The 18,012-nt window shown below is 54.4% G+C and carries 23 protein-coding genes; 14 read left to right on the plus strand and 9 right to left on the minus strand.

What is annotated here, in order from left to right; all coding sequences use genetic code 11:
• Positions 1-124: 124 nt before the first annotated feature.
• Positions 125-829: a hypothetical protein gene (locus QMX98_RS22375; RefSeq protein WP_282411400.1), complete on the minus strand. Its 705-nt coding sequence runs from the start codon at positions 827-829 to the stop codon at positions 125-127.
• A gap of 161 nt (positions 830-990) precedes the next feature.
• Complete coding sequence (locus QMX98_RS22380; RefSeq protein ID WP_200617361.1) at positions 991-1,515, minus strand: hypothetical protein; 525 nt, start codon at positions 1,513-1,515, stop codon at positions 991-993.
• A gap of 212 nt (positions 1,516-1,727) precedes the next feature.
• On the opposite strand from QMX98_RS22380, the gene QMX98_RS22385 reads away from it, so the two are divergent.
• A complete protein-coding gene (locus QMX98_RS22385) occupies positions 1,728-2,543 on the plus strand; it encodes a hypothetical protein (protein ID WP_200617360.1) in 816 nt (271 codons plus the stop codon).
• 771 nt (positions 2,544-3,314) lie between these two features.
• Here the strand turns inward: QMX98_RS22385 and QMX98_RS22390 are convergent.
• The 4 genes from QMX98_RS22390 to QMX98_RS22405 form a co-directional block, all read right to left on the minus strand.
• Complete coding sequence (locus QMX98_RS22390; RefSeq protein WP_200617358.1) at positions 3,315-3,677, minus strand: histone-like nucleoid-structuring protein, MvaT/MvaU family; 363 nt, start codon at positions 3,675-3,677, stop codon at positions 3,315-3,317.
• Between the two features lie 316 nt (positions 3,678-3,993).
• On the minus strand, positions 3,994-4,218 hold the full coding sequence (locus QMX98_RS22395) for a hypothetical protein (RefSeq protein WP_200617356.1): 225 nt from the start codon (positions 4,216-4,218) through the stop codon (positions 3,994-3,996).
• 14 nt (positions 4,219-4,232) lie between these two features.
• Positions 4,233-4,619, minus strand: a complete 387-nt coding sequence (locus QMX98_RS22400) for a hypothetical protein (RefSeq protein WP_200617355.1) — start codon at positions 4,617-4,619, stop codon at positions 4,233-4,235.
• An 86-nt stretch (positions 4,620-4,705) separates the two neighbouring features.
• Positions 4,706-5,506 carry a phosphoadenosine phosphosulfate reductase family protein gene (locus QMX98_RS22405; protein WP_200617354.1) on the minus strand — a complete coding sequence of 267 codons (801 nt, stop codon included), beginning with the start codon at positions 5,504-5,506 and terminating at the stop codon, positions 4,706-4,708.
• 280 nt (positions 5,507-5,786) lie between these two features.
• Here QMX98_RS22405 and QMX98_RS22410 point away from each other — a divergent pair, with 280 nt between their 5' ends.
• Positions 5,787-6,365, plus strand: coding sequence for a hypothetical protein (locus QMX98_RS22410; protein ID WP_200617353.1), 579 nt, complete (start codon positions 5,787-5,789; stop codon positions 6,363-6,365).
• Positions 6,358-6,867, plus strand: coding sequence for a hypothetical protein (locus QMX98_RS22415; RefSeq protein WP_200617351.1), 510 nt, complete (start codon positions 6,358-6,360; stop codon positions 6,865-6,867). Before QMX98_RS22410 ends, QMX98_RS22415 begins: the two co-directional genes overlap by 8 nt.
• Positions 6,868-7,314: 447 nt before the next feature.
• On the opposite strand, the gene QMX98_RS22420 is transcribed toward QMX98_RS22415, so the two are convergent.
• Entirely contained in the window at positions 7,315-7,650 is a 336-nt protein-coding gene (locus QMX98_RS22420; RefSeq protein ID WP_200617349.1) for a hypothetical protein, read from the minus strand.
• Positions 7,651-7,838: 188 nt separating this feature from the next.
• On the opposite strand from QMX98_RS22420, the gene QMX98_RS22425 reads away from it, so the two are divergent.
• From QMX98_RS22425 to QMX98_RS22435, 3 genes are all read left to right on the plus strand, one after another.
• Positions 7,839-8,456, plus strand: a complete 618-nt coding sequence (locus tag QMX98_RS22425) for a hypothetical protein (RefSeq protein WP_200617347.1) — start codon at positions 7,839-7,841, stop codon at positions 8,454-8,456.
• Positions 8,457-8,552: 96 nt separating this feature from the next.
• The gene (locus QMX98_RS22430; RefSeq protein WP_200617345.1) at positions 8,553-8,870 is read left to right on the plus strand and encodes a hypothetical protein; all 318 of its coding nucleotides are present in this window, start codon (positions 8,553-8,555) and stop codon (positions 8,868-8,870) included.
• 60 nt (positions 8,871-8,930) lie between these two features.
• Positions 8,931-9,851, plus strand: a complete 921-nt coding sequence (locus QMX98_RS22435) for a hypothetical protein (protein WP_200617344.1) — start codon at positions 8,931-8,933, stop codon at positions 9,849-9,851.
• Between the two features lie 183 nt (positions 9,852-10,034).
• Here QMX98_RS22435 and QMX98_RS22440 read toward each other — a convergent pair whose 3' ends face one another.
• Positions 10,035-10,262, minus strand: a complete 228-nt coding sequence (locus QMX98_RS22440; protein WP_200617343.1) for an Arc family DNA-binding protein — start codon at positions 10,260-10,262, stop codon at positions 10,035-10,037.
• 242 nt (positions 10,263-10,504) lie between these two features.
• Between QMX98_RS22440 and QMX98_RS22445 the strand changes: the two genes are divergently transcribed.
• From QMX98_RS22445 to QMX98_RS22465, 5 genes are all read left to right on the plus strand, one after another.
• Positions 10,505-10,912, plus strand: coding sequence for a TraR/DksA family transcriptional regulator (locus QMX98_RS22445; protein WP_200617339.1), 408 nt, complete (start codon positions 10,505-10,507; stop codon positions 10,910-10,912).
• Positions 10,913-11,045: 133 nt separating this feature from the next.
• Positions 11,046-11,648 carry a hypothetical protein gene (locus QMX98_RS22450; RefSeq protein WP_200617337.1) on the plus strand — a complete coding sequence of 201 codons (603 nt, stop codon included), beginning with the start codon at positions 11,046-11,048 and terminating at the stop codon, positions 11,646-11,648.
• Positions 11,649-11,736: 88 nt separating this feature from the next.
• Complete coding sequence (locus QMX98_RS22455; RefSeq protein WP_200617335.1) at positions 11,737-12,681, plus strand: DsbA family protein; 945 nt, start codon at positions 11,737-11,739, stop codon at positions 12,679-12,681.
• Positions 12,682-12,967: 286 nt separating this feature from the next.
• Positions 12,968-13,165: a hypothetical protein gene (locus QMX98_RS22460; RefSeq protein WP_200617333.1), complete on the plus strand. Its 198-nt coding sequence runs from the start codon at positions 12,968-12,970 to the stop codon at positions 13,163-13,165.
• Positions 13,165-13,740 (plus strand): hypothetical protein, encoded by a 576-nt coding sequence (locus tag QMX98_RS22465; protein WP_200617331.1) that lies wholly within the window; start codon positions 13,165-13,167, stop codon positions 13,738-13,740. The genes QMX98_RS22460 and QMX98_RS22465 overlap by 1 nt, the downstream gene beginning before the upstream one ends.
• Before the next feature lie 12 nt (positions 13,741-13,752).
• On the opposite strand, the gene QMX98_RS22470 is transcribed toward QMX98_RS22465, so the two are convergent.
• Positions 13,753-15,225, minus strand: a complete 1,473-nt coding sequence (locus QMX98_RS22470; protein ID WP_282411401.1) for a 3'-5' exonuclease — start codon at positions 15,223-15,225, stop codon at positions 13,753-13,755.
• A 186-nt stretch (positions 15,226-15,411) separates the two neighbouring features.
• Between QMX98_RS22470 and QMX98_RS22475 the strand changes: the two genes are divergently transcribed.
• From QMX98_RS22475 to QMX98_RS22485, 3 genes are all read left to right on the plus strand, one after another.
• Positions 15,412-16,395, plus strand: a complete 984-nt coding sequence (locus QMX98_RS22475) for a hypothetical protein (RefSeq protein ID WP_200617327.1) — start codon at positions 15,412-15,414, stop codon at positions 16,393-16,395.
• A gap of 88 nt (positions 16,396-16,483) precedes the next feature.
• Positions 16,484-17,014 (plus strand): hypothetical protein, encoded by a 531-nt coding sequence (locus tag QMX98_RS22480; RefSeq protein ID WP_200617326.1) that lies wholly within the window; start codon positions 16,484-16,486, stop codon positions 17,012-17,014.
• Positions 16,986-17,678: a hypothetical protein gene (locus QMX98_RS22485; RefSeq protein WP_200617325.1), complete on the plus strand. Its 693-nt coding sequence runs from the start codon at positions 16,986-16,988 to the stop codon at positions 17,676-17,678. Before QMX98_RS22480 ends, QMX98_RS22485 begins: the two co-directional genes overlap by 29 nt.
• Positions 17,679-18,012 lie beyond the last annotated feature (334 nt).

Here is an 18,012-nt window from a genome sequence, read left to right on the forward strand (position 1 = left end):
ATTAGAATCCCATTCACTTTGTCTGCTCTGGCCATTTAGGGTGGTAGAAGCACCCCTAAAGCGCATGAGTTTCTAAGTGACTGTTTCTAATATCACAGCAATCTAACGCTTTCCAAGTGCCAGATCACTGCATTGGACCTGGTGCCTTCGACAAATTTATCCATGGAACCCTGTCCATGAGCGTCAGTCCCAATCGGTCCTCGAGGGCAATAATTGTGCGTTCCAAATACGTGGATCTGCCTGGTGATTTTTCGAGGAATGAATCATTGGTCATGTTCAATACGAGGCTTCCAGTTGCCGAAATTTTCGGCACGATGGGTTCAAGGACCTGGCAGATAAAGTCGACAAATTCACTCGCCGTGGGGTTGCCATACGCTCGAGAAATTCTCAGGGGGAATGGGGGGGAAGTCAGGACGAGTTCAATCGGCTCATCGAGCCCGGCCAAAGCGTCTGGAGACGTTCCCCACAAGGCCAGTCCGAGGTTGGTGCTGAACCCAAGCAGGGTGACGCCGGGTGAGGGCTTGTTCAGCCCCTTTTTAGCCTTCTCGGTAAGCTGCCATAGCCCTCTGGCACCTTCGACCCGCTCAACCACTCCAAGCGCTTTGAGTGACTGTTGTTGCCAGCGGATCGATCGCCGGGTTGTGGAGTGCAAATCGCCGGCGGCGCCGATCGGGCTCCGAGCGTTCATCACATGGTCAGGAATCTCGGCCGTGCGGCCCACGATGTGATAAAGCTCATCGTTGCTTAGAGGGCGGTTAGGGTTTGCCTTAAAGGCATTTTCAACATGCTCAAACAAATCGAGTTGGGGTTTTGCCGGGGGAACAGTCATTGGATTGCGGCCTCGGGTTGCTAGGCTGTAGGGGTAGAGTTGCATAGCCCGCCGCGGTAACGATGCGAGCGTATGTATTACCGAGGGGTCATCACCTTTGATGGGGAATAGCTCTGTCTCGCCCCCTTGAGCTCGACAAAGGGGGTGAGACGTTAAAAGGCTCAGTTGATCATACGGAGAATGGCATTCTGCTCCGGGTGGGGTTTCGCTTCGGCCTGGACCTTAACGAGTTCATCCTCGTTGAGCGGCCGTGTTCCATCCTCGGCACTGGCGTCGATGATGAAGCCGTACCTGCCGCTAACGGCTTCTTTCAACGCAAAGTAGTAATCGTGCAGCATCAGGTTGCCGGCCTCGTCTTCATTTTCGATGGCAGTGGAATTGCAAGCCGAGAACGCCATCAGGTTTGCGACAAACGAGGCAGCTTCCATGGTCATACTCTCCTCACTGTGCCCGTATCTGACGACATTCTTTGCGCCCTGATCCGGAAGGATCAGCGCAAATGCGCCATTGAAGTACTCACGAATTTCATAGCTTCCCCCCTGGTACTTGCTGCCCAGGAGATAGGCCATGGCGTTTAACACCATCTGCTCCCACGCGACGCAATACACACCCAGTTTTTTATGGAGTGCATCGGGAGTGGTCGGGGTGGTGGTGAAAGGCTGAGCAGTATCGATTTGTTGAGGCATAGTTAGACTCCCTTGAGCAGTGATATGTGGAGTCACGCTCTCACAGCTTTCCAATATGCAAGTAGGGCTCACCGGCGCAGCAGTACTTGCGCTTTTCGCTTGTGGCCGTAGTCTTGCTTCTGGATTGATTTTGCGTGGTTCCTTGTCCGTCTGGTACGCACATGGAGAAAAGGTCGGTGGCCTCACCACCTAAGACTTGAGGGAATATGAGATTGACAATGATCGAGCAGCGAACAACACCTGCGATCACTATTGCCCATTGGCGGACCTGGTTAAATGGTGCGCTCCCCATATTTCTCAGGGTATTGCCGCTCTATTTTCTGGTCACTTTTTTGGCCGCCATGATTGCAATTGTACTGTTGCTGACAGTGGGTAAGGCCGCTTTCCACATCTTCAGTTTGGGGAGCCCCCTCGTATTTTTTGTATTGGCACTGTGCTGTTGGAAGGCTGGGGCAATCCCTGGTTCGCAGCTGTTTACAAAGGCTATGGGCCCAGGCTCTCCTTGGCGGAACTTTTTCAGGCTGGCCACGCCCCTCGCACTGATCATTGGTGGCTTGCTAAACGTCGTCGCGTTGGGGGCAATGCTTAGTTCCGATATTGCCGCCTGGCAAACGGGATCTCTCCCGCGGTTTGAAATTCCTAGCCAGCTGTTTGGGGAAGGGAAGAGGAACCTCCTGGTTATCCTCTACACGAGTGCGGTCGAGCAGCAGCTCAGCATCATGCCTTTATTTATCATCATGGGAGGGAAGGTTGAGCCCTATCTGGTCGCCGCGATGATGTCCGGGCGCGTCACCTGGGAGAAGGCCAAATTGATGCAGGAAGCACTGTCGAAGCGCGACAAATTGATTCTAGGCCCCATGCGGCTATTGGTGATCTGTGGCGTTCTCCTACAGGCTTCTGCGAAGTGGTTGGACGCAACGACGAACTCACTTGGAGTGGCTCTGCTTCTGGTCAGCATTTGCGGCTGGTTGTTCTACTGCAGCCTTGTGGCCTCAGCGGCTGAGGATCTAGTACCGGCTGAGCGCTGAGATTGTGCAGGCGAAAAAAAACCCGACACAGTGTGCCGGGTTTTTTTTCGACCACGCTTTCGCGAGGGTCAGTGCTTTAGCCTGGTATGCCAGTTGCCTGGAAAAACTCTGCAGTGCAGAGTGGAGGCGAGTTAGTCCTTTCGTTCGGGGGAGCCCTACTTGATGTAACTATCTCTCATACCATCTTGCAGCTGCAGTTGTTATTTGGGACTGAAAACTTCCCGAGGCACCGACTGCGGACCTCGCTGACCAGGTCTAAAAAACCTTGGCCCGGAACTACACCGAAGTGTTGAGTTCCCGCTTACTGACAGCGGCAGCCATCTGAACGTCTAGAATTTGTTCCTGCTGTGCAGGAGTCAATGACTCGTATTGGAGGCATTGCTAATAGGTAACCGATAAATACGGCGGAGCTGACGCCAACACCTGAAATCCACGAGGTCACGGCATTTAAGTAAGGATTGTTCGGTTTGCTATATGAGCGAAGCGGCTAAAGCGCGGCGAGGTTCAAACAGCATTGAAGAGTGCCCCAGGCTGAATCCTAAAGGTTCAGGTAGGGTCATAAAGATCGGATGAAACGCTGGGTAGGTGCTGCAAGCAGCTTGGCTTTCGCCGATCTGGTGAGCTAGCACCAGAGAAAGAGTGAGCATAATGCCAGTGGGCCCCACTGTGAGCAAGCAGTGCCCCGGAGGTTTCGATGGTTTTTCAACTTGTAGGCATCAGACATAAAAAACCCCTCGGAAGGGGTTATGGTTTTCATTGTCGCGGCAAGCGTCAGCCGCGCAGCCAGGAGTCGACCGTGCCTGCACCGTATTGCTCCTTCCAGGCTTTCAGGCCGCGGTGGTTACCGCCCTTTGTTTCAATCAACTCGCCGGTATGTGGATTCTGATAAACCTTGACCATACGTGCGCGGCGGACTTTTGGAGCTGCCTGCTTCGCGCCATTTTTTGCCGGGGTAGGGTCAAGCAGGTTGATAATGTCGCGCAGACTTTTTTGATACTCACCCATCAGCTTGCGCAGCTTGCCCTCGAACTCCAATTCGGTTTTCAAGCGGTCATCGCTGCTGAGCTGCGCCAATCGACTCTGAAGCTCCTTGATAGCATCTTCGGTCGCACGGTACTCATTTATCAGGGACATCGTAATTCTCCAATTGATCTTAAAACTAAGATTGAAGGGTAGCCGCAATGTGTGCTGTTTAAGCTAACCCTGCTGGTCCGCGGAATTCACATACAGAATCTTACACCAGGGGCATGAGATCAATCGGTTAGTTCGCGAACAAAGCCGTCACAGATTGGGACCGTACCTGTCGATCATTAGCTCCCACATTACAATTGCTTTCCGAGGAAAGAATCTTTTGAGGCTGTCGTGAGCCAAAAAAATACAGCACTTTGCAATGACAGCGACAAAAATGCCCGCTCAAGGCGGGCAGGTGTGTCGCGGGATTTTCCGGGATTCAGTTATTTTTGCCGAGCCCCGACAACTTCATGCCAGGTTGCTGGTTCACCAACTGAAGCATCTGCTTATCAACGTCGTTGACTTCCGAGCAATCTAGCGCTTGGAAGCCAGCATGCCCAAGCATTTTGGCTGCAAGGTTCGGATCACCCAACCGGGTGGCCAGCGCTGCGGCGGTGACAAATCCGTGCTCATAATCACTTAGCGCTTTGAGTGTTGTGCTCATCATCTTTTCCGTATTTAGTTGGGCAACATGCTGGAGCGATAGAGCGCTGACCCCGCCAACAAGGTCGCGCTCGGTTGCTCCAAAGCAGCACGGATCATTTCTTCGGCCGATTGCCCGGTGGAGTCATGCACGGCCTGGCCAAGTCGCAGCAGCTCAAGTGGAACGGACTGATCGCGAGCCTTTGTTGCGAATTCATACTCCTTGGCCTGACCGTAGACCGTGGACGCATTGAAGCGGGTGCACAGCATATTAATTGCTTGCACCTCGGCCTCGGGCAGGAGGATCGTTTCCCCATCACAAAAGACCTGACGGACGCCTTTCAGAGCGTCGATGGCATCCAGATATCGCGATGGATCTACCGTTGCGGAAACTGATGGATACTCGGGGTATTCGTGCTTCATGCCGGATATTCCGTGAGGCTTGTTCAGTCGTTGTGAAGGGGCTGGACGCTGTTCTGTAGGCCTTTAGCCGTATTTGCGGGCTAAGGTTAAGCCACCAGCTCAACCAATGGAATGCGATTCATATGCATGGTGTAGCCCGTCCGTTGCTCAAGTTCGACGTATTGTTCAAACAACTCAGGGCGCGCAATCCGACCATTTCGCAGGTCAGCTTTGGAAGCCATCACACAGAAGACGCAGCTAAGGCGATCATTGCCCAAGGCATAGGCGTAGTGGGGTTTCTGCCCGGCTACCGCGATGGCATCGAACACTTCGGTAGCACTCATGTCATGGATCGGAAGCCATTCGAACCATGTGTGCACGGAGTTGCTTATTCCCATACGGCTGAACGCAGCACGCTTGGCGCGGCCCGGAGACTCCTGAGCACGCAGCCCAAGGCAGTTCACGATGGTCTTGAATCCGTTGGCCTTGGCGTAGCGTCGGACCTCACGCTGGATCGGGCCTCGCTTCAGGTCACTTGTGCACTGGCGGGTTGTGGCTGATGGCCAACTCGGAACTTCCGGGCGGCTCTCATACCTGCGCTCGACCATTTCCAGCAGCGTCTTGGAAGCTGTGGCCACAATGAACGGCAGTGCAGCATCGGCCGCTTGATCGCGGGCCAACTCCATGGCTCCAGGCCACTCCATGGCACCGAGCGAAGCGTGAACAACAAGCAGTTGCGACGCTGGCACGCGCTCCAGCAGTCGGATTAACTGAATTTGTGAATCCTTGCCTCCAGAGTGGTTGGCTATAAAAAGCGCTCCATCCTGGATCAGTCGATCGACTTCATCCTCCCAAGAGGCGCGAATACCCACGTCATCGCCAAACAACATCTGCAGCTGAACAGTCATGTGTTTTCCTCTGTACGGGTTGCCGTAGAAGGCACCTCGCCAAACCTCAACTCGATGTGGCAATTCTCCCACGTCAGTGCGAAATGCAAGCCCCAAACCGCGCCCCAAAACATCTGGATCTAAGCCGGTACCAAGCCATAGACCTACCTGATGGTGATGTGATCGACGTTCGGTGGGGTGGTCGACCGCTCTGTACTAAGCCCCTAAGGACAAGCTGCTATCCCGGGACTTGCATTTTCAGAACTGGTGTCACCATGACGTCAAATATTGGAGGTGCTCTATGACTACCGAGTCTTTCAGTCAGGACCTAGCGGCCCTGATCAAAGCTGTTCCGACTCTGCATCTGAAACCCGGCGAACTTGACGGTGGTGCGCCGGCTATCTTTGCCGGTAATGAGCCTGTATTTCGCTGCAGATCTACTGAGCTCGGTCACCGATACGCCGCTTTGGCGGTGATTGCATTTGAACAATTGGCGGCAGGCACAGAAAAGCCCGTGACTGCGCCGAGCAAGGCGGAGCAGGCGATTACTCCGGTGTGCTCAGCTGCGGCACATGCTGACCTGGCGCAACGCGTCTCCTCGGTCTTGTCTTTGCAACCCGAGCTGGCATCAAAGGTGCCGTTGTGGACCAAGTTGGTGGTCGCGGCCGTGGCTCCCTTTATGGTTGGGGCAGACAACGAGGCACCAGAGCTTTCGAGTTCTGGAGGCGTTGCTGTGGCGCAGACCAAGGCCGAAGTGGGGCCCCAGGATGCGATCCTTGGATTCATCTCATGGCTATCCGACTCGGGTAAGCCAGGCGAACAATTTTCACTTGAGCGGCTCGCTGAGCTTGCAGGCGATTGGGAAGAAACACATGCTTGAACAACACACATCCGCACCTGTGGTCTGGCCTGACTTCACGGATTCCGCGCCGGAGCTGTTGACCCTGGTAAAGCGGTTTCTTGAGGAGGCCCACGTAAAGCACAAGCTCCATCGTGGGGAGCCCGTGAAGACAGCCAGCAAGGGGGCGCAGCGCCTCATCTCGTGTGATGCGGTCCTCTCGCAAGTGCAGTACAGGCCGGACCGCTATAACGCATTGCGGTTTGATTTCAGTCTCTACATGGGCCACGGATTGTATGGAACGGTCGGGACAATCAGCGTGATATCTGCGCTACAGCAGGAGCTTTTGTCCAGGGTGGGAGCGGTAGTTGACCAGTCTAAATTCTCAATCATGGACACAGGTTTTGAAGCGGTCCTGAGCAACGGTTCACTATCGGTCTCGTGTGAGATGAGGCCGGCGGGGGCAGTGCTTAAAGCTCATCTATGGGTTCGTGCCAGTGCTCTGGACCCAACCCTGCGCCCAGAGTATTCTTTCGTCTCTTAAGCATGACGGCAGATTGATCTGCCTGCATGAGGCCACTTGGCCACCAGCTGTGTTACAGCAACCATCAACCCTTGCGGGCTATTTCCCGCTAGGGGAGGGGCTCGTGAATTTCCATGGAGTCCCTCAATGAATAGTTCCCAATTTCTGGTCTTGTCAGCAATCATTCTTTCCGGTTGCGTTGACATGCAGCCAACTGTGAACACATCTCCCGCCGTGCCTGCTCGTGTCGTTCCCGTGTGCCAGCAGTACGGAGGCTCTTATCAGTGCCAGTGGATTGAGTTGACATCTCGGCACACGAATCCCGTTCGGCCTTCGGATCGTCGCATAGTCCTCTAAGCGCAAATAAAAACTGGACTTGCTGGTCATTCGTTCCTTTGTCGGCTGTAGCCCAGGACATCATAAAAAAATCAAACCCCCGGTCGCGTCAGTGGCCGGGGGTTTTTTGTTTCAGATCGTGGGCTGGTGTTTAGAAAGCGCAAACAGGCCCTGCGCGATTCGCCATACGGACCAAATAAACCAGGCCGTGAGGACGATGTAGCCAACGCCTACCTTAACCGTAAGTCCACCCAGCACAACCCAGAGCAGGCTCCAGCAGCAGAGTCGAACTTGGGTGCGAAAATGTGTGGCGAGAACTTCATCAGGACATTTTCTGTGAAGGAGGGCGATGATTGCCCCCACTAAAGCAGTGATCCCGAAGAAGTATCCGGAGATGTAGAGCAGGTAGATCAGCAAGGCAACGCGCTGAGCAGGCAAGGCACGGGCTATGTGTTTCGTGACCGACATAAATACTCGTCAATTTTCCAAGGCAGAGGTGCCGCGCGACAGTAAGGTCCCCACACGGATGCTCACCATAGTCACATCCTTCTATAGCGGTATTTGTCGAGTTGGCCCCGTCCCAGGGACCAAACCCAAGCTCTCACGTTTGTGGCACCTGAGACCATAAGCGTCATCCTTGAGTTTTGGACACCGTGATGCTGAACGATCAAAGAGGTGAAATTTTGGGCGACTCAACCGGCGCCGATCACTCGCAAGAATGGGATTGTTTCAAGTGGGCCTTCTGGTTCGACTCTGATGAGAAAGGATTGGCCCGAGGGGTCCCGGAAGGCGAGCTCAATGAGTTTTTTATCCGCTTTGGCGGCTCCTGGGTCATCACGCACCGGTATTACAGAAGACCTGGTTACGTTGCCTCAGTGATTGTCGAGGCCCTTCGAGAATTTATCCCCCAGAACTTTTGGCTCGACTGTATCTACCGGCAATACGAAGGCCACGACATAAGTGAAAGGGATGGCCGCTGGTACGGCGATGTTCACGACCCGAAGTTCCCAGATGTCCCTGCAGAGATTGGAACCGATTGGCGACTCGATCCGCTTAGGCAATCGGCGTCAGAACAGGCGCAGCGTCTGCAAGAGGGAAGGTGTCCGATACATGGGATCAAAATGAGCTTTTCAGGCTTTAGCATGTGTGACGACCACCCCCTCGTTGTGAAATGCACCCGGCAAGGTTGCTCGGTCATTGGGCACCAAGGCCGCGGTTACGTAACGAAACTGGCTAAAAGGATCGTCGGTACCTGCTCACTATGGTGTGGGTAACACGTAGCCGTCGAAACCAATTTGAGGTGACAACCTTTAGCCCTGATTTGCCTTACAGGCCATTTACATCAACCGCAAGTAACATCTGGATGCGCTATGAAGAACGTAAACGCTGACGGCGAGACATTGGTGAACGAGGGCGGCTTTACCAGGGGATCATATCTTCTGGTCTGCAAGTGGCTTGGAGGATTAGCGCTTCTCTGTCTAATCGGCTATCCAGCGGTCAAGGCACTAAACAAGCCGTGGCAAGCGGCGTCCGTCGGTGAAATACGAACTGTGATCGCCGAGTCCGCCTGCGCGAAAAAACTGCTCGCCGATTGGAACAGTAGCGCTCAAGCAATCACGCACAGGGATCTGAAACATGTAGCGGATCTCTGTCAGCCGGTGGATCAACAGAGCAAAGCGTTCAACTAAAAAATTTGCACTTTCACGGCCTTGTGGTCTGATTTAGAAAAACCAAAGAGAGGTCCAAGGATGAAGTCCATCGGATACACACTGATCGCTGTAGCTATCGCTTCCCTGGGTGGTTGCGCCGCGTACGACGGCGCCAAAAAGGCTCAAGTTGATGGATTGGGAACGGCACAGTCTGCGTCAGTGCAATACGAGTTTCGCGCTGCAGATGAGATGACCATCAAACACGCAAACAGCCAACCTCAGAAGTTTGCCAGCACTGCGACGGCAACCGACAAGGTCTTTGCAGTAATGGGGATGCCGTCCTTGAAGGCTGCCCCTGCCGGCTCGTTCACAGGCACTCAGTTGCGTCAGTCGACCAAAGAGGAAACGATCCGCTATATGTCGACCGACTCCTCGCGTCCAAGCTCAACGGGTAAGGACCTTGAGGCAATTGGCTTAAACGCCATTGGTGGAGATGTGGGGGGCGCCGGCATGGTGCTGAGCCTGGTGGCTGGCTCTCCAAAATTCGACCCTCGCGTCACGCAAGGTTATGTTGTCTGCTTTATGCCTAAGGTCGACGGGCAAGACATGGCTACGGCCGTGGCGGGGTGCGGGACGAAGATGGAGGCCATGTTTGCCAAGACAGTGGTCGACGTTACCAAATCTTATGACTTGCCCAATGGACAATTCAGGTTGGGCAAAATTGAGACCACGGCTGGCATGAAGGCGGCCAAAGTCTTCATGGGGCACCGAGGTATCCTCGCTGCAGACGGTTACGCCCCAGTAGATCGTGGTGGGTTCCCTGCGCGAATCGTGGCTATCCCGGTTGGGCACGAAACCACGAACGGCTCGGCCTCGGGGTCGCTCTTCGACTCGATGGTGCTCAAGACCCGTGGTGAAGTGACGTCTGAGCAGCTGGCTGCCGCCCTGTCCAAGAACCTGCCGAACGATACTGCTTTTTACCTACCCGACAGTGAGCGTGGTCCATCTGCGTTCTATTGATACTGGGTCTGCCTATCCGATTGTGTCCCAAACCAAACCGGCCAATAAAAATGCCCTCTTCGCAGAGGGCATTTTTTTGTCCAAAGAATTCTGTCAAACCTTCGCATCTGGGTAGAACGAATGATCGCCGGTCGAGCTCCATGGCAGCGATGGCCAGGGGTATATGGTAGTTGGAGATGGGACTTAGGCGGGCACCATTTCTGTGGACTGTATGGAGGCAAGCTGGTTTTTCACGCTCGCGATTAGCAGCTCCAGTTCGTCCAGTCCCTCAAGATATTGGCTCATGCCGTGTATGAGTTCTTGGTTGATGCTTCGATTATTCGCTCGAGCTTTTTCACTGATCCTCTGAAAGATGAAGTCGGGAAATCTTGCAGTAAATTTTGCTTCATTTGTCGTTACGTTCTTTGTCATGCGCGCTCCTGTTTGTATGCAAACAACCATGGCTACACGGTCGTGTGGAATTGAAAGAGTCTTCTCGCACGCCCAGTTGGGTTAGCCGGTCTCAAATAACCTCGCCGGCAATAGTCAACGATACTCATCATTGAAAGTTTCTAATTCGCCCCTGGACGGGGCCACCATTGGGCCCATCTAGCAGGTTGCATATTTCAAACTGTCGGCATGATTCAGGTGATGAAAACACCCTGGAGGTTGACGTGACGAAAAGTGAAATATTGCTCATGAGTGCCGATGACTACATGTCCGGCTCTCAGCTTCAGTTCTTCCGCGAACTGATCAATGCCCGTATCAGCGAACTCCGTATACGTATCGGCGATTGGAGAGAAGAACTTGAGCGTTTGGAGAACGTGCCCGATCCTGGTGACGCCGCGACAATCGAAGAACAGCGTCAAAAGGTAACCAGCTCGATCCGGCGTGACTCATTGGCCCTGAGTGAGCTTGTGGAGGCTCTCAGTCGAATTGAAGAGGGCAGCTACGGATACTGTGAAACCGGGCCTCAGATCGGATTGCGCCGGCTGCTGGTACTGCCATCGGCCAAACTGTGCGTTGAGGAGCAGGAGCGCCGCGAGGCGCGGGACCGTCATCGCGCAAAATTCGCCGCCTGAAACGTGTGGGGTTGACACCAACAACAGTGGTGCGTCAACCCCTATTCCAAGAGCGTGATGAGCTGATTCAAACGCAATCATCAGGCAAATAAAGGGGCTAACCACCACAAACGTGGAAGACCCAGAGGTGATAATGGCCAACCAAATGCTAGAGAACGAGACCATTAACTTGAAAGACCAGATCGCCCTTAAGGCAGAGTTGTTGTTGATGCGTAAAGAGGCCCGCTGCGTACTTCACCTATTCGTCGAGGAACGGCAAAAGTTGAGATCGGCTGAACGCGCACTGGGTATTTTGGATGCGAAGGGGAAGGGGCAGGGACTTCCAAGGGATGACATTTTTGTCTATCAAAGTCACTTGGCTCAAAGCCGATTCTTTGCCACTCGAATGAGTAATCTGGCGGTTACCCTGGCTGCCTATGGTCACAGGATAATTGCGCTGCTGGACGCACTCTCACCAGTCTTGACGCTGGTTCAGCGCCTGGATCTCATTGGCGCTCAAGCGAAAAGCCTACCTGGTGTCGGATGGACCTCGGCTTCACTTGTTCAATTAGTGACTCGGTACAAGGCAGAAGATTCTTCTTCCTGCAGCCGTGGTGTAATGGGCCCGCTACTGGCGTGTGTGATGGCGAGTCACGGCGAGTTGATCGTGGCCCGGAAATCGGTGCGACAAGCCATGCAGATCCATTCCCCGATACTGCCGTCAGTTGCTTCTCTCATGCTCCTTGCCGCACGGTAACCGAGCCAGTTTGAGGGGCTGATTAGCCCCTTTCGGTTTTCACGGCTGAGTATCGTCTCCTGCACTAGATACCACTGCAGGAACAGCCATGCTCAACCTCAAACCGCTCCTCCCGGCTATAGCCATCTCAGTCGTCCTCTCCCAGATTGCAACCTTTGGCGGGCTTGCAGCATTCAACGCCTGGCAGGGCGGTCGATATCTCGATGACAAGGTGGCCGCTGCTGTCGACGATCTCATTTTCCAGCGCGAGCTTAAGGAAATTGAAGCCTATGCCAGTGCCCAGTATGCCCGGTACCCCAAAGCGGTCGACACGGTGCCAAATGACGCGCGTGTATACGGTGACCTGAAAGCTCGGTTTACCCTGGCCGAGTTCTCTGACATGGAATGTCCGTTCTGTAAGAAGCTGCACCCAACAATGAAGGAAATTGTTGAGCGTTCTAACGGTGCCGTTAACTGGCAATGGCGACATCTGCCTCTGTCGTTCCACAACCCGGCGGCCAACGATGAGGCAAAGGCCTCCGAGTGTTTTGCCGAGCAAAAAGGCAACAAGGGCTTTTGGGTCTTTCTCGACCAGGTGTTCGACCTTTCCGCCGGCAACGGTGGCGGCGTGAAGGACTTGCCGGCGCTAGCCAAACGGCTCGGTGGCGACAAGGAGAAGTTTAAAGAATGCATGGCCAGTGAACGTCACAAAGACCGTATCAACGAGCACATGTTGATGGGGCAGAAGATTGGCGCCACCGGCACGCCTGCGACGATGGTCATCGACAATCTCACCGGTGAAAAAGAGTTTGTTTCAGGGGCTCAGCCGGCCAGCGCCTTCATTACCGTCATGAAAAAAATGATGGTTAGCGAGCGAGCGGACGCTCAGGCCGATGAGCAAAAGCGAAGGGGCGAACCGGTTGATGGTGGGGCAGTTGTAAGCGAACAAATACTGGGCTACGGCGGTCGAGCCGTTGCAGCGCCCAAGGCAGAGAAAATGGCCCCGGTGGCGACGGCTGGCGAGGAACAGGACGCCGGCGCAGATGAGCAGTAGAGCACCACTCTGAGCAGCTCTCTCAGGAGCAGGACTTGCATATTGGCTCTCTCGGTTGATTCTGAGGGAGCCATTTTGTTTGGAGAAAAACATGTCACACCAATGCGTCATAGCCATTCTGGGGACCCTGCCGGTCCGCACTTTGCCCTCAAGAACCGTTGACCTATACGCGCGGGCATTTTCTGAGTTTCAGCTGCAGACTGGGCGACCTCCCTACCGGATGCCTGGTCTGGCAATTGGAATGAGTCACTGCAGCGAATGCGGGGGCCGGGTGGAGCCAGATCTGGTGATTGACGAGATCCTGCTACAGATGAAAGCTTTAGAGTCAGATCCGGAGTATCCAAAAATTGTTGAAGGTGCGATCGACGAGTGGGCTCAGCACGCCCTGGCCGCGGCGGATATGGCTGACCCTGATCATGGATTGGAAAATGAGGGGCGGGCTAACCACAGCGATATCCAGGGTGCAGCTGGAGCCACTGCGTAATGAACAAGGTCAACTCCCATCCGCGCCGACGGGCACTTGGTGCGGCGATCATCAGGCCTCTCGTCTACGCCTGCTTCTTCTATTTTGGTGTGGGTGAACTGTTTCCCGCTCTTATGCGCCGGTTAGGCATTTTGGAGGCTTCTACGATTCTTTCGGGTGCTGGTGTGGCCTTTGCAGTGCTCTGCGCTGTGCGGGCGCTTGTAGGAGGCCTCAGCTGGATTCGAATAGGACGTCTTTGGCAGGTTAAGGGCCTTTTCTCAGGCTTTAATGTTGACCCTCGAGAAGACCTTAGAAAAATTCCAGCGCTGAAGGGCGAGCTAAGTGAATCGAAAAAGGTCGAACTTCTGGCGCTCACCAAGATTTCAAGAGGGTGGGGGGAGCTTGAGCACGAATTGAAGGTTCGCGGATTCCGTATGGTTCCCCATAGCCGCGATCTTTGCCTTGCGACGCTGGATTCGAACATTGAGGTGCTCTGCACAATGTCGAGTTTGGGATTCGGCTCTAGCTACGAGTCCCTTTGCAAACGATTTGGGGCATCACCGGATCATCTGGTGCCGCTCCGCCGGGCGATATGACACGGCGGTTATTCAAACACCTTGCGCTTGTTTGGCGGCCATTTTTACCTTGTAGGCGTGTTCGCGCATCAGGCCAATCACAACTTGATTGACCGCCAACTGGTATTTCGCGCGGGTGGCCGCGACGTACAGCAAATTGAGCTCGTCCTCACGCGACCCATGGTCCATCTGAGGGTCCAGTGGGTCCGGGAAATCATCCATCAGTGCGACATTGTCAAACTCAAGCCCTTTCGAACGGTGGGCTGTGGCCAGGATGATGTCGGCTTTGTCCTCCTCGTTTACTGTCATCGCTCTCATCTGCCGTAGACGGGCTTCAAGGTCGTCGTAGGCGCTGATGATCTTGATGGCTCGGACCATTTCGCGGTCTTTCGTTTCCTCTGCAATGGTCAGGTACTGGTTCCAGTCGCTGAACTCTTTCAACAGCCGTTTGTTTTTGACCTTATCAGTGCGGCCTTCGCTGAACCAATACAGGTCCTCGATGCTCGAGATCTGATACGAATCAATTTTCCCGATCCAAAACACTTTTTTGCCGGCCGCGGTGTAGTCCAGCGCTGAAAGGATGACCCCCATGACCGTGCGGTGGAGCAGCGCGGGACGTTTGGCGTCGCTGTCCAGGGTGGATCGGATTTTCGTTCGAGCGCCGGCCCCTATTACCGGCACCGTCTCGCCTTTGAAACTTAGAATGATGTTGGCAAGTGCGGCCGTTGCTGGCCCAAATCGAAACGACCTGGTCAGGCGAAGGTCAACTGCATCGTCGAGGTCAGGATCATCCAACGCATTGTCAGAACCTCTGAAGCGATAGAGCTCCTGGTGCCGATCGCCGACGAATATCTTCCTGCAGGATTGTTTCTTGATGAGGGCCAGTGTCAGGCCGTTCAGGTCCTGGCTCTCGTCCGCCAGTATGACATCGTAGGTTCTGCTGAGGTCAGGATTGCTGAGCAGGTACATTTTCAAATATCCGTCGTGCAAAAGGGGTACAGACGTGTCTTCAGGGTCGATCATCCGCTCCCACAGATACTCAGCAGACTTGAAAACATTTTCGATGAAGCTTGGTGGCATTTGCGAGCCCGGCATCCTTTTGACCATTGGGAGATGGCTTTCATGAAAGGTCTCGAGGGGGCTGCATAAAAAGTTGTTCAAGGTGTCGACCACTGCCCTTACCACGGTCCAATCATTCGTATTCAGCACCTTGGCCATATCCCCAAGTCGCAAATTGCCCTCAAGTTTATGCTCGAATTTTGCCCGATAGCCTTTGTAGGCCAACTCGTGTGTGGTCGCGCAGACGACGTTTTTCGGAAAGCGCTTTTTGGCCTCATCCCTAATTGCTTTGTTGTAGGCCAGGTACAGGTATCTGAGGCGATTGTGCTTGCGCGAATAGCCTTCGAGTGAGATTGTTTTGGACGCACCAGCGAACGCTCGGAGCCTTATGAGCGGCGCCGTGCAATTGAGAAATTCCAGCTGCTCCGATGTCCAGTTAATGTCCACGGCCGTTCCCCTAGATTCAATCAGGCCAATCTAGCAAGGGGAGAGGAGTGCAGGTGACGAGACTGAGCCTGTAGGCGGGTTCGATCTATGACGGATATTGGTGCCCCATGCCGGGCATCAATGTCGTCCCGCTGCGAGCTTGAGGAGGGTGAGAATGATCGGGCCCCCACTTTACGTGAGACTCCAATGTTCATCGATTCTAACTGGCAGGTGATCGTACAATACCTGGCCTACATCTTCCTGATGCCGCCCTTGGTCATCCTGATTATGGACAGGCTGGTTCACTCGCTTGTTCGGGGCGTTTTCCCGTTCTACGCGGTCACAGGTGTTCTCGGTACACCCATCCATGAGCTGGGGCACGTTTTGGCGTGCTGGATATTCGGTTTGAAAATAACCCAAATCCGGCTCTACTCACCCGACGCGGCCACCGGGCGTCTTGGCTATGTCGCCTTCAGCTATCGTCCGTCCTCAACAGTTCACGCCGTTGGGCTGGTAGTGCAAGGTGTTGCGCCTATCTTTATGGCCTTCCTGTTATTTGAGTTCCTCTTTCCCTTTAACCCAACAGTGGCCCCTTGGAGCGATAGTGGATTTGATGGATCTGTCTTCCTGGAAGGCGTGGCCGGCGCTTGGACGCTGGCCTTCGGGAATCTCTGCGCCGGCGGGATGGGCCCCGTGTGGAGTATGTCCGCGCTGATCATAGCGATGCACTGCATACCATCGTGGGCTGATATCCGCCTGGCCTTAAGGGGAGGTGTCGTGCTGCTGGTTATCGCGCTTGCTGCTTCATTGCTGTTCAAAGTCGATTTTTCGAGTCAGCTACCCACTTTTTTGCGTAATGGCCTGGCCCACGCCCAGGGAATGGCGGATGCGATGACTATGCGGGCGCTTGAGTGGGTTATCTACGCGGTGACCATGGTCACGACATTGGCAGTTGCCGGGGTGGTTTTACTGTTGGTGATGCCCTCGCTTGTCCTGATTGTACTGAGACGAGTGCGATACGGCGGGGCGGTACCGTCTCATTCAGTCGTTGGGCTGGATCGCGCCGTCGGCAGCGCCCCGGTCGCTGGGTTTGTTGGTCTTCTTAATCCGGGTGGCGGCGTTGAAACCGATGATAGGACGATGAATTCTGTTCCCACAAAAAAAGGAATTGAAGAGGCTGCAGACTCGTAGGGTTTGACCCGGCCGTAGGGCCTATTTGGAGCGATAGCACAGGCACGGGGCGAATATAGTCGTCTCATGTTTTTAGCGAGTGCCATTAATGCGAATTGCCGTCCTGCTAATCCTGCTTCTCGCGATACCCGCATCGGCAAGTGACCCGGTCTCACTCGAGGCGAATATTGCTGATGCCATCTCTCGCGACGACATGGACGCCGCAGGGGTGGCACTGATCGAGTTGAAGGAAATGGCCTGTAGCGGCGATCCTCAGGCCGCAGCCAAGATCGGCCGGCTCTACCTCTTCGGCAACGGGCTCTTTGGGCGGGATCTTGAAAAGGCGAAGTCATTTTTACGGTTCGGAGCCGAGAGCGGAATCTCTCACTCTGCTGCGGATCTGGCGATCGCGATTGCGACAAACGCCGCTGGAGCTGAGGAGCTCCAGGAGGCGGCGAAGTGGGCAAAGATCGCACAATACGTCGATGGCGAGGGTAGTTCAGATGTCGTTGTTCAACTGGTCAATTTGGCCGCAGCTGGTACCGATTTAACCGTAGGGGTTCAGCGAGGTGCTCGCTGGATTCAACTTAACCGTACTCGAGGTGTAACCGTTGAAGGATCTCCTTGTCAGCCTGGCTAGGAATGTGAAGCCGGGATTGAGCATCATCGCTGCAGCGCTGGTTTTCTACTCTCTGTTCCAGATCCTGTTGCCAACTTTCAAAGCATTACTCCTGGTTTATGGGTTAGCCCTGCTGTTCGGCTTTCTCATGATTGTCCAGGGTGTGGGTCAATGGGCAATCACCTGGTTCGACAGTGGAACCAAGCGAGCCGGCTTCAAGGCCAGGTGCAATCGCTTGTGGTCCATGGCTCCGCAACTGCATGACCATACGCATGACGGCGTAATGCAGGACCTGATGATCCAACCGCTACCAGACGATTTCAGTGGGCAGTGCTGGGCATTTGGGATCGATACGTCAGGTTACCCCGGGTATGAGGCGGTGGGTTACTTGCTTGTCGAGGATTCAATGCTGCACCTCGCTGTGGTGGCAGGGGTGCGTGGAAAGTGGCACATCGATTCTTACTGCAGGGCCGCATGCACCGTGGACGGATCGGTCTTCACCATCCAATCAATCTGCGGCCCGTTGACTGGTTGGGTCGGTGTTGGTTCGATGTTAGGAGTTAGTCTGGGTCAAGCAGGAGATGAGGGGCTGCGCGGAGGGCCTTTCGGATATGTTCGGATTTTGAAGTGCGGTGTGCCACAGGTGCTTCACCGGTTTAGCAGTTTGGTAAGTCGCGCCAGATGATCATGGCGTACCCCACCCAGTGAAATAGAACAGACCTTGGCAGCAACTGGTGCTACTGCCAAGGAAGGCCTCAAAGCGCCCAAGCTCAGTTAAGCAATGCGACCACGGTTAGTATTCCAGTGTTTCAATTGACGGATTCTTTGAGCGATTTACCCGCCCGAAATGAGGCGGCCTTTCGGGCTTGTATCGTTAACGGCTTACCTGATTCGGCATTTTTCAAGGTAGTTGTCGCGTCAACCGTCTAACTATGCCGCCATTTTCTCGTTCTGTTGCTCTCGATCCGGGTTCAACAACACGGTGCCGATCGGTTCCCAGTTACGCGTCCGGCCTGACC

It is taken from the genome of Pseudomonas sp. PS02303, from assembly GCF_029959925.1.
Lineage (GTDB): Bacteria > Pseudomonadota > Gammaproteobacteria > Pseudomonadales > Pseudomonadaceae > Aquipseudomonas > Aquipseudomonas mandelii.

What these genes read in the sequence shown, in the direction of transcription:
- QMX98_RS22375 (WP_282411400.1), bottom strand. Translation starts at nt 829, where the DNA reads ATGACTGTTCCCCCGGCAAAACCCCAACTCGATTTGTTTGAGCATGTT.
- QMX98_RS22380 (WP_200617361.1), bottom strand. Translation starts at nt 1,515, where the DNA reads ATGCCTCAACAAATCGATACTGCTCAGCCTTTCACCACCACCCCGACC.
- QMX98_RS22390 (WP_200617358.1), bottom strand. Translation starts at nt 3,677, where the DNA reads ATGTCCCTGATAAATGAGTACCGTGCGACCGAAGATGCTATCAAGGAG.
- QMX98_RS22395 (WP_200617356.1), bottom strand. Translation starts at nt 4,218, where the DNA reads ATGAGCACAACACTCAAAGCGCTAAGTGATTATGAGCACGGATTTGTC.
- QMX98_RS22400 (WP_200617355.1), bottom strand. Translation starts at nt 4,619, where the DNA reads ATGAAGCACGAATACCCCGAGTATCCATCAGTTTCCGCAACGGTAGAT.
- QMX98_RS22405 (WP_200617354.1), bottom strand. Translation starts at nt 5,506, where the DNA reads ATGACTGTTCAGCTGCAGATGTTGTTTGGCGATGACGTGGGTATTCGC.
- QMX98_RS22410 (WP_200617353.1), top strand. Translation starts at nt 5,787, where the DNA reads ATGACTACCGAGTCTTTCAGTCAGGACCTAGCGGCCCTGATCAAAGCT.
- QMX98_RS22415 (WP_200617351.1), top strand. Translation starts at nt 6,358, where the DNA reads ATGCTTGAACAACACACATCCGCACCTGTGGTCTGGCCTGACTTCACG.
- QMX98_RS22420 (WP_200617349.1), bottom strand. Translation starts at nt 7,650, where the DNA reads ATGTCGGTCACGAAACACATAGCCCGTGCCTTGCCTGCTCAGCGCGTT.
- QMX98_RS22425 (WP_200617347.1), top strand. Translation starts at nt 7,839, where the DNA reads ATGCTGAACGATCAAAGAGGTGAAATTTTGGGCGACTCAACCGGCGCC.
- QMX98_RS22430 (WP_200617345.1), top strand. Translation starts at nt 8,553, where the DNA reads ATGAAGAACGTAAACGCTGACGGCGAGACATTGGTGAACGAGGGCGGC.
- QMX98_RS22435 (WP_200617344.1), top strand. Translation starts at nt 8,931, where the DNA reads ATGAAGTCCATCGGATACACACTGATCGCTGTAGCTATCGCTTCCCTG.
- QMX98_RS22440 (WP_200617343.1), bottom strand. Translation starts at nt 10,262, where the DNA reads ATGACAAAGAACGTAACGACAAATGAAGCAAAATTTACTGCAAGATTT.
- QMX98_RS22450 (WP_200617337.1), top strand. Translation starts at nt 11,046, where the DNA reads ATGGCCAACCAAATGCTAGAGAACGAGACCATTAACTTGAAAGACCAG.
- QMX98_RS22455 (WP_200617335.1), top strand. Translation starts at nt 11,737, where the DNA reads ATGCTCAACCTCAAACCGCTCCTCCCGGCTATAGCCATCTCAGTCGTC.
- QMX98_RS22465 (WP_200617331.1), top strand. Translation starts at nt 13,165, where the DNA reads ATGAACAAGGTCAACTCCCATCCGCGCCGACGGGCACTTGGTGCGGCG.
- QMX98_RS22475 (WP_200617327.1), top strand. Translation starts at nt 15,412, where the DNA reads ATGTTCATCGATTCTAACTGGCAGGTGATCGTACAATACCTGGCCTAC.
- QMX98_RS22480 (WP_200617326.1), top strand. Translation starts at nt 16,484, where the DNA reads ATGCGAATTGCCGTCCTGCTAATCCTGCTTCTCGCGATACCCGCATCG.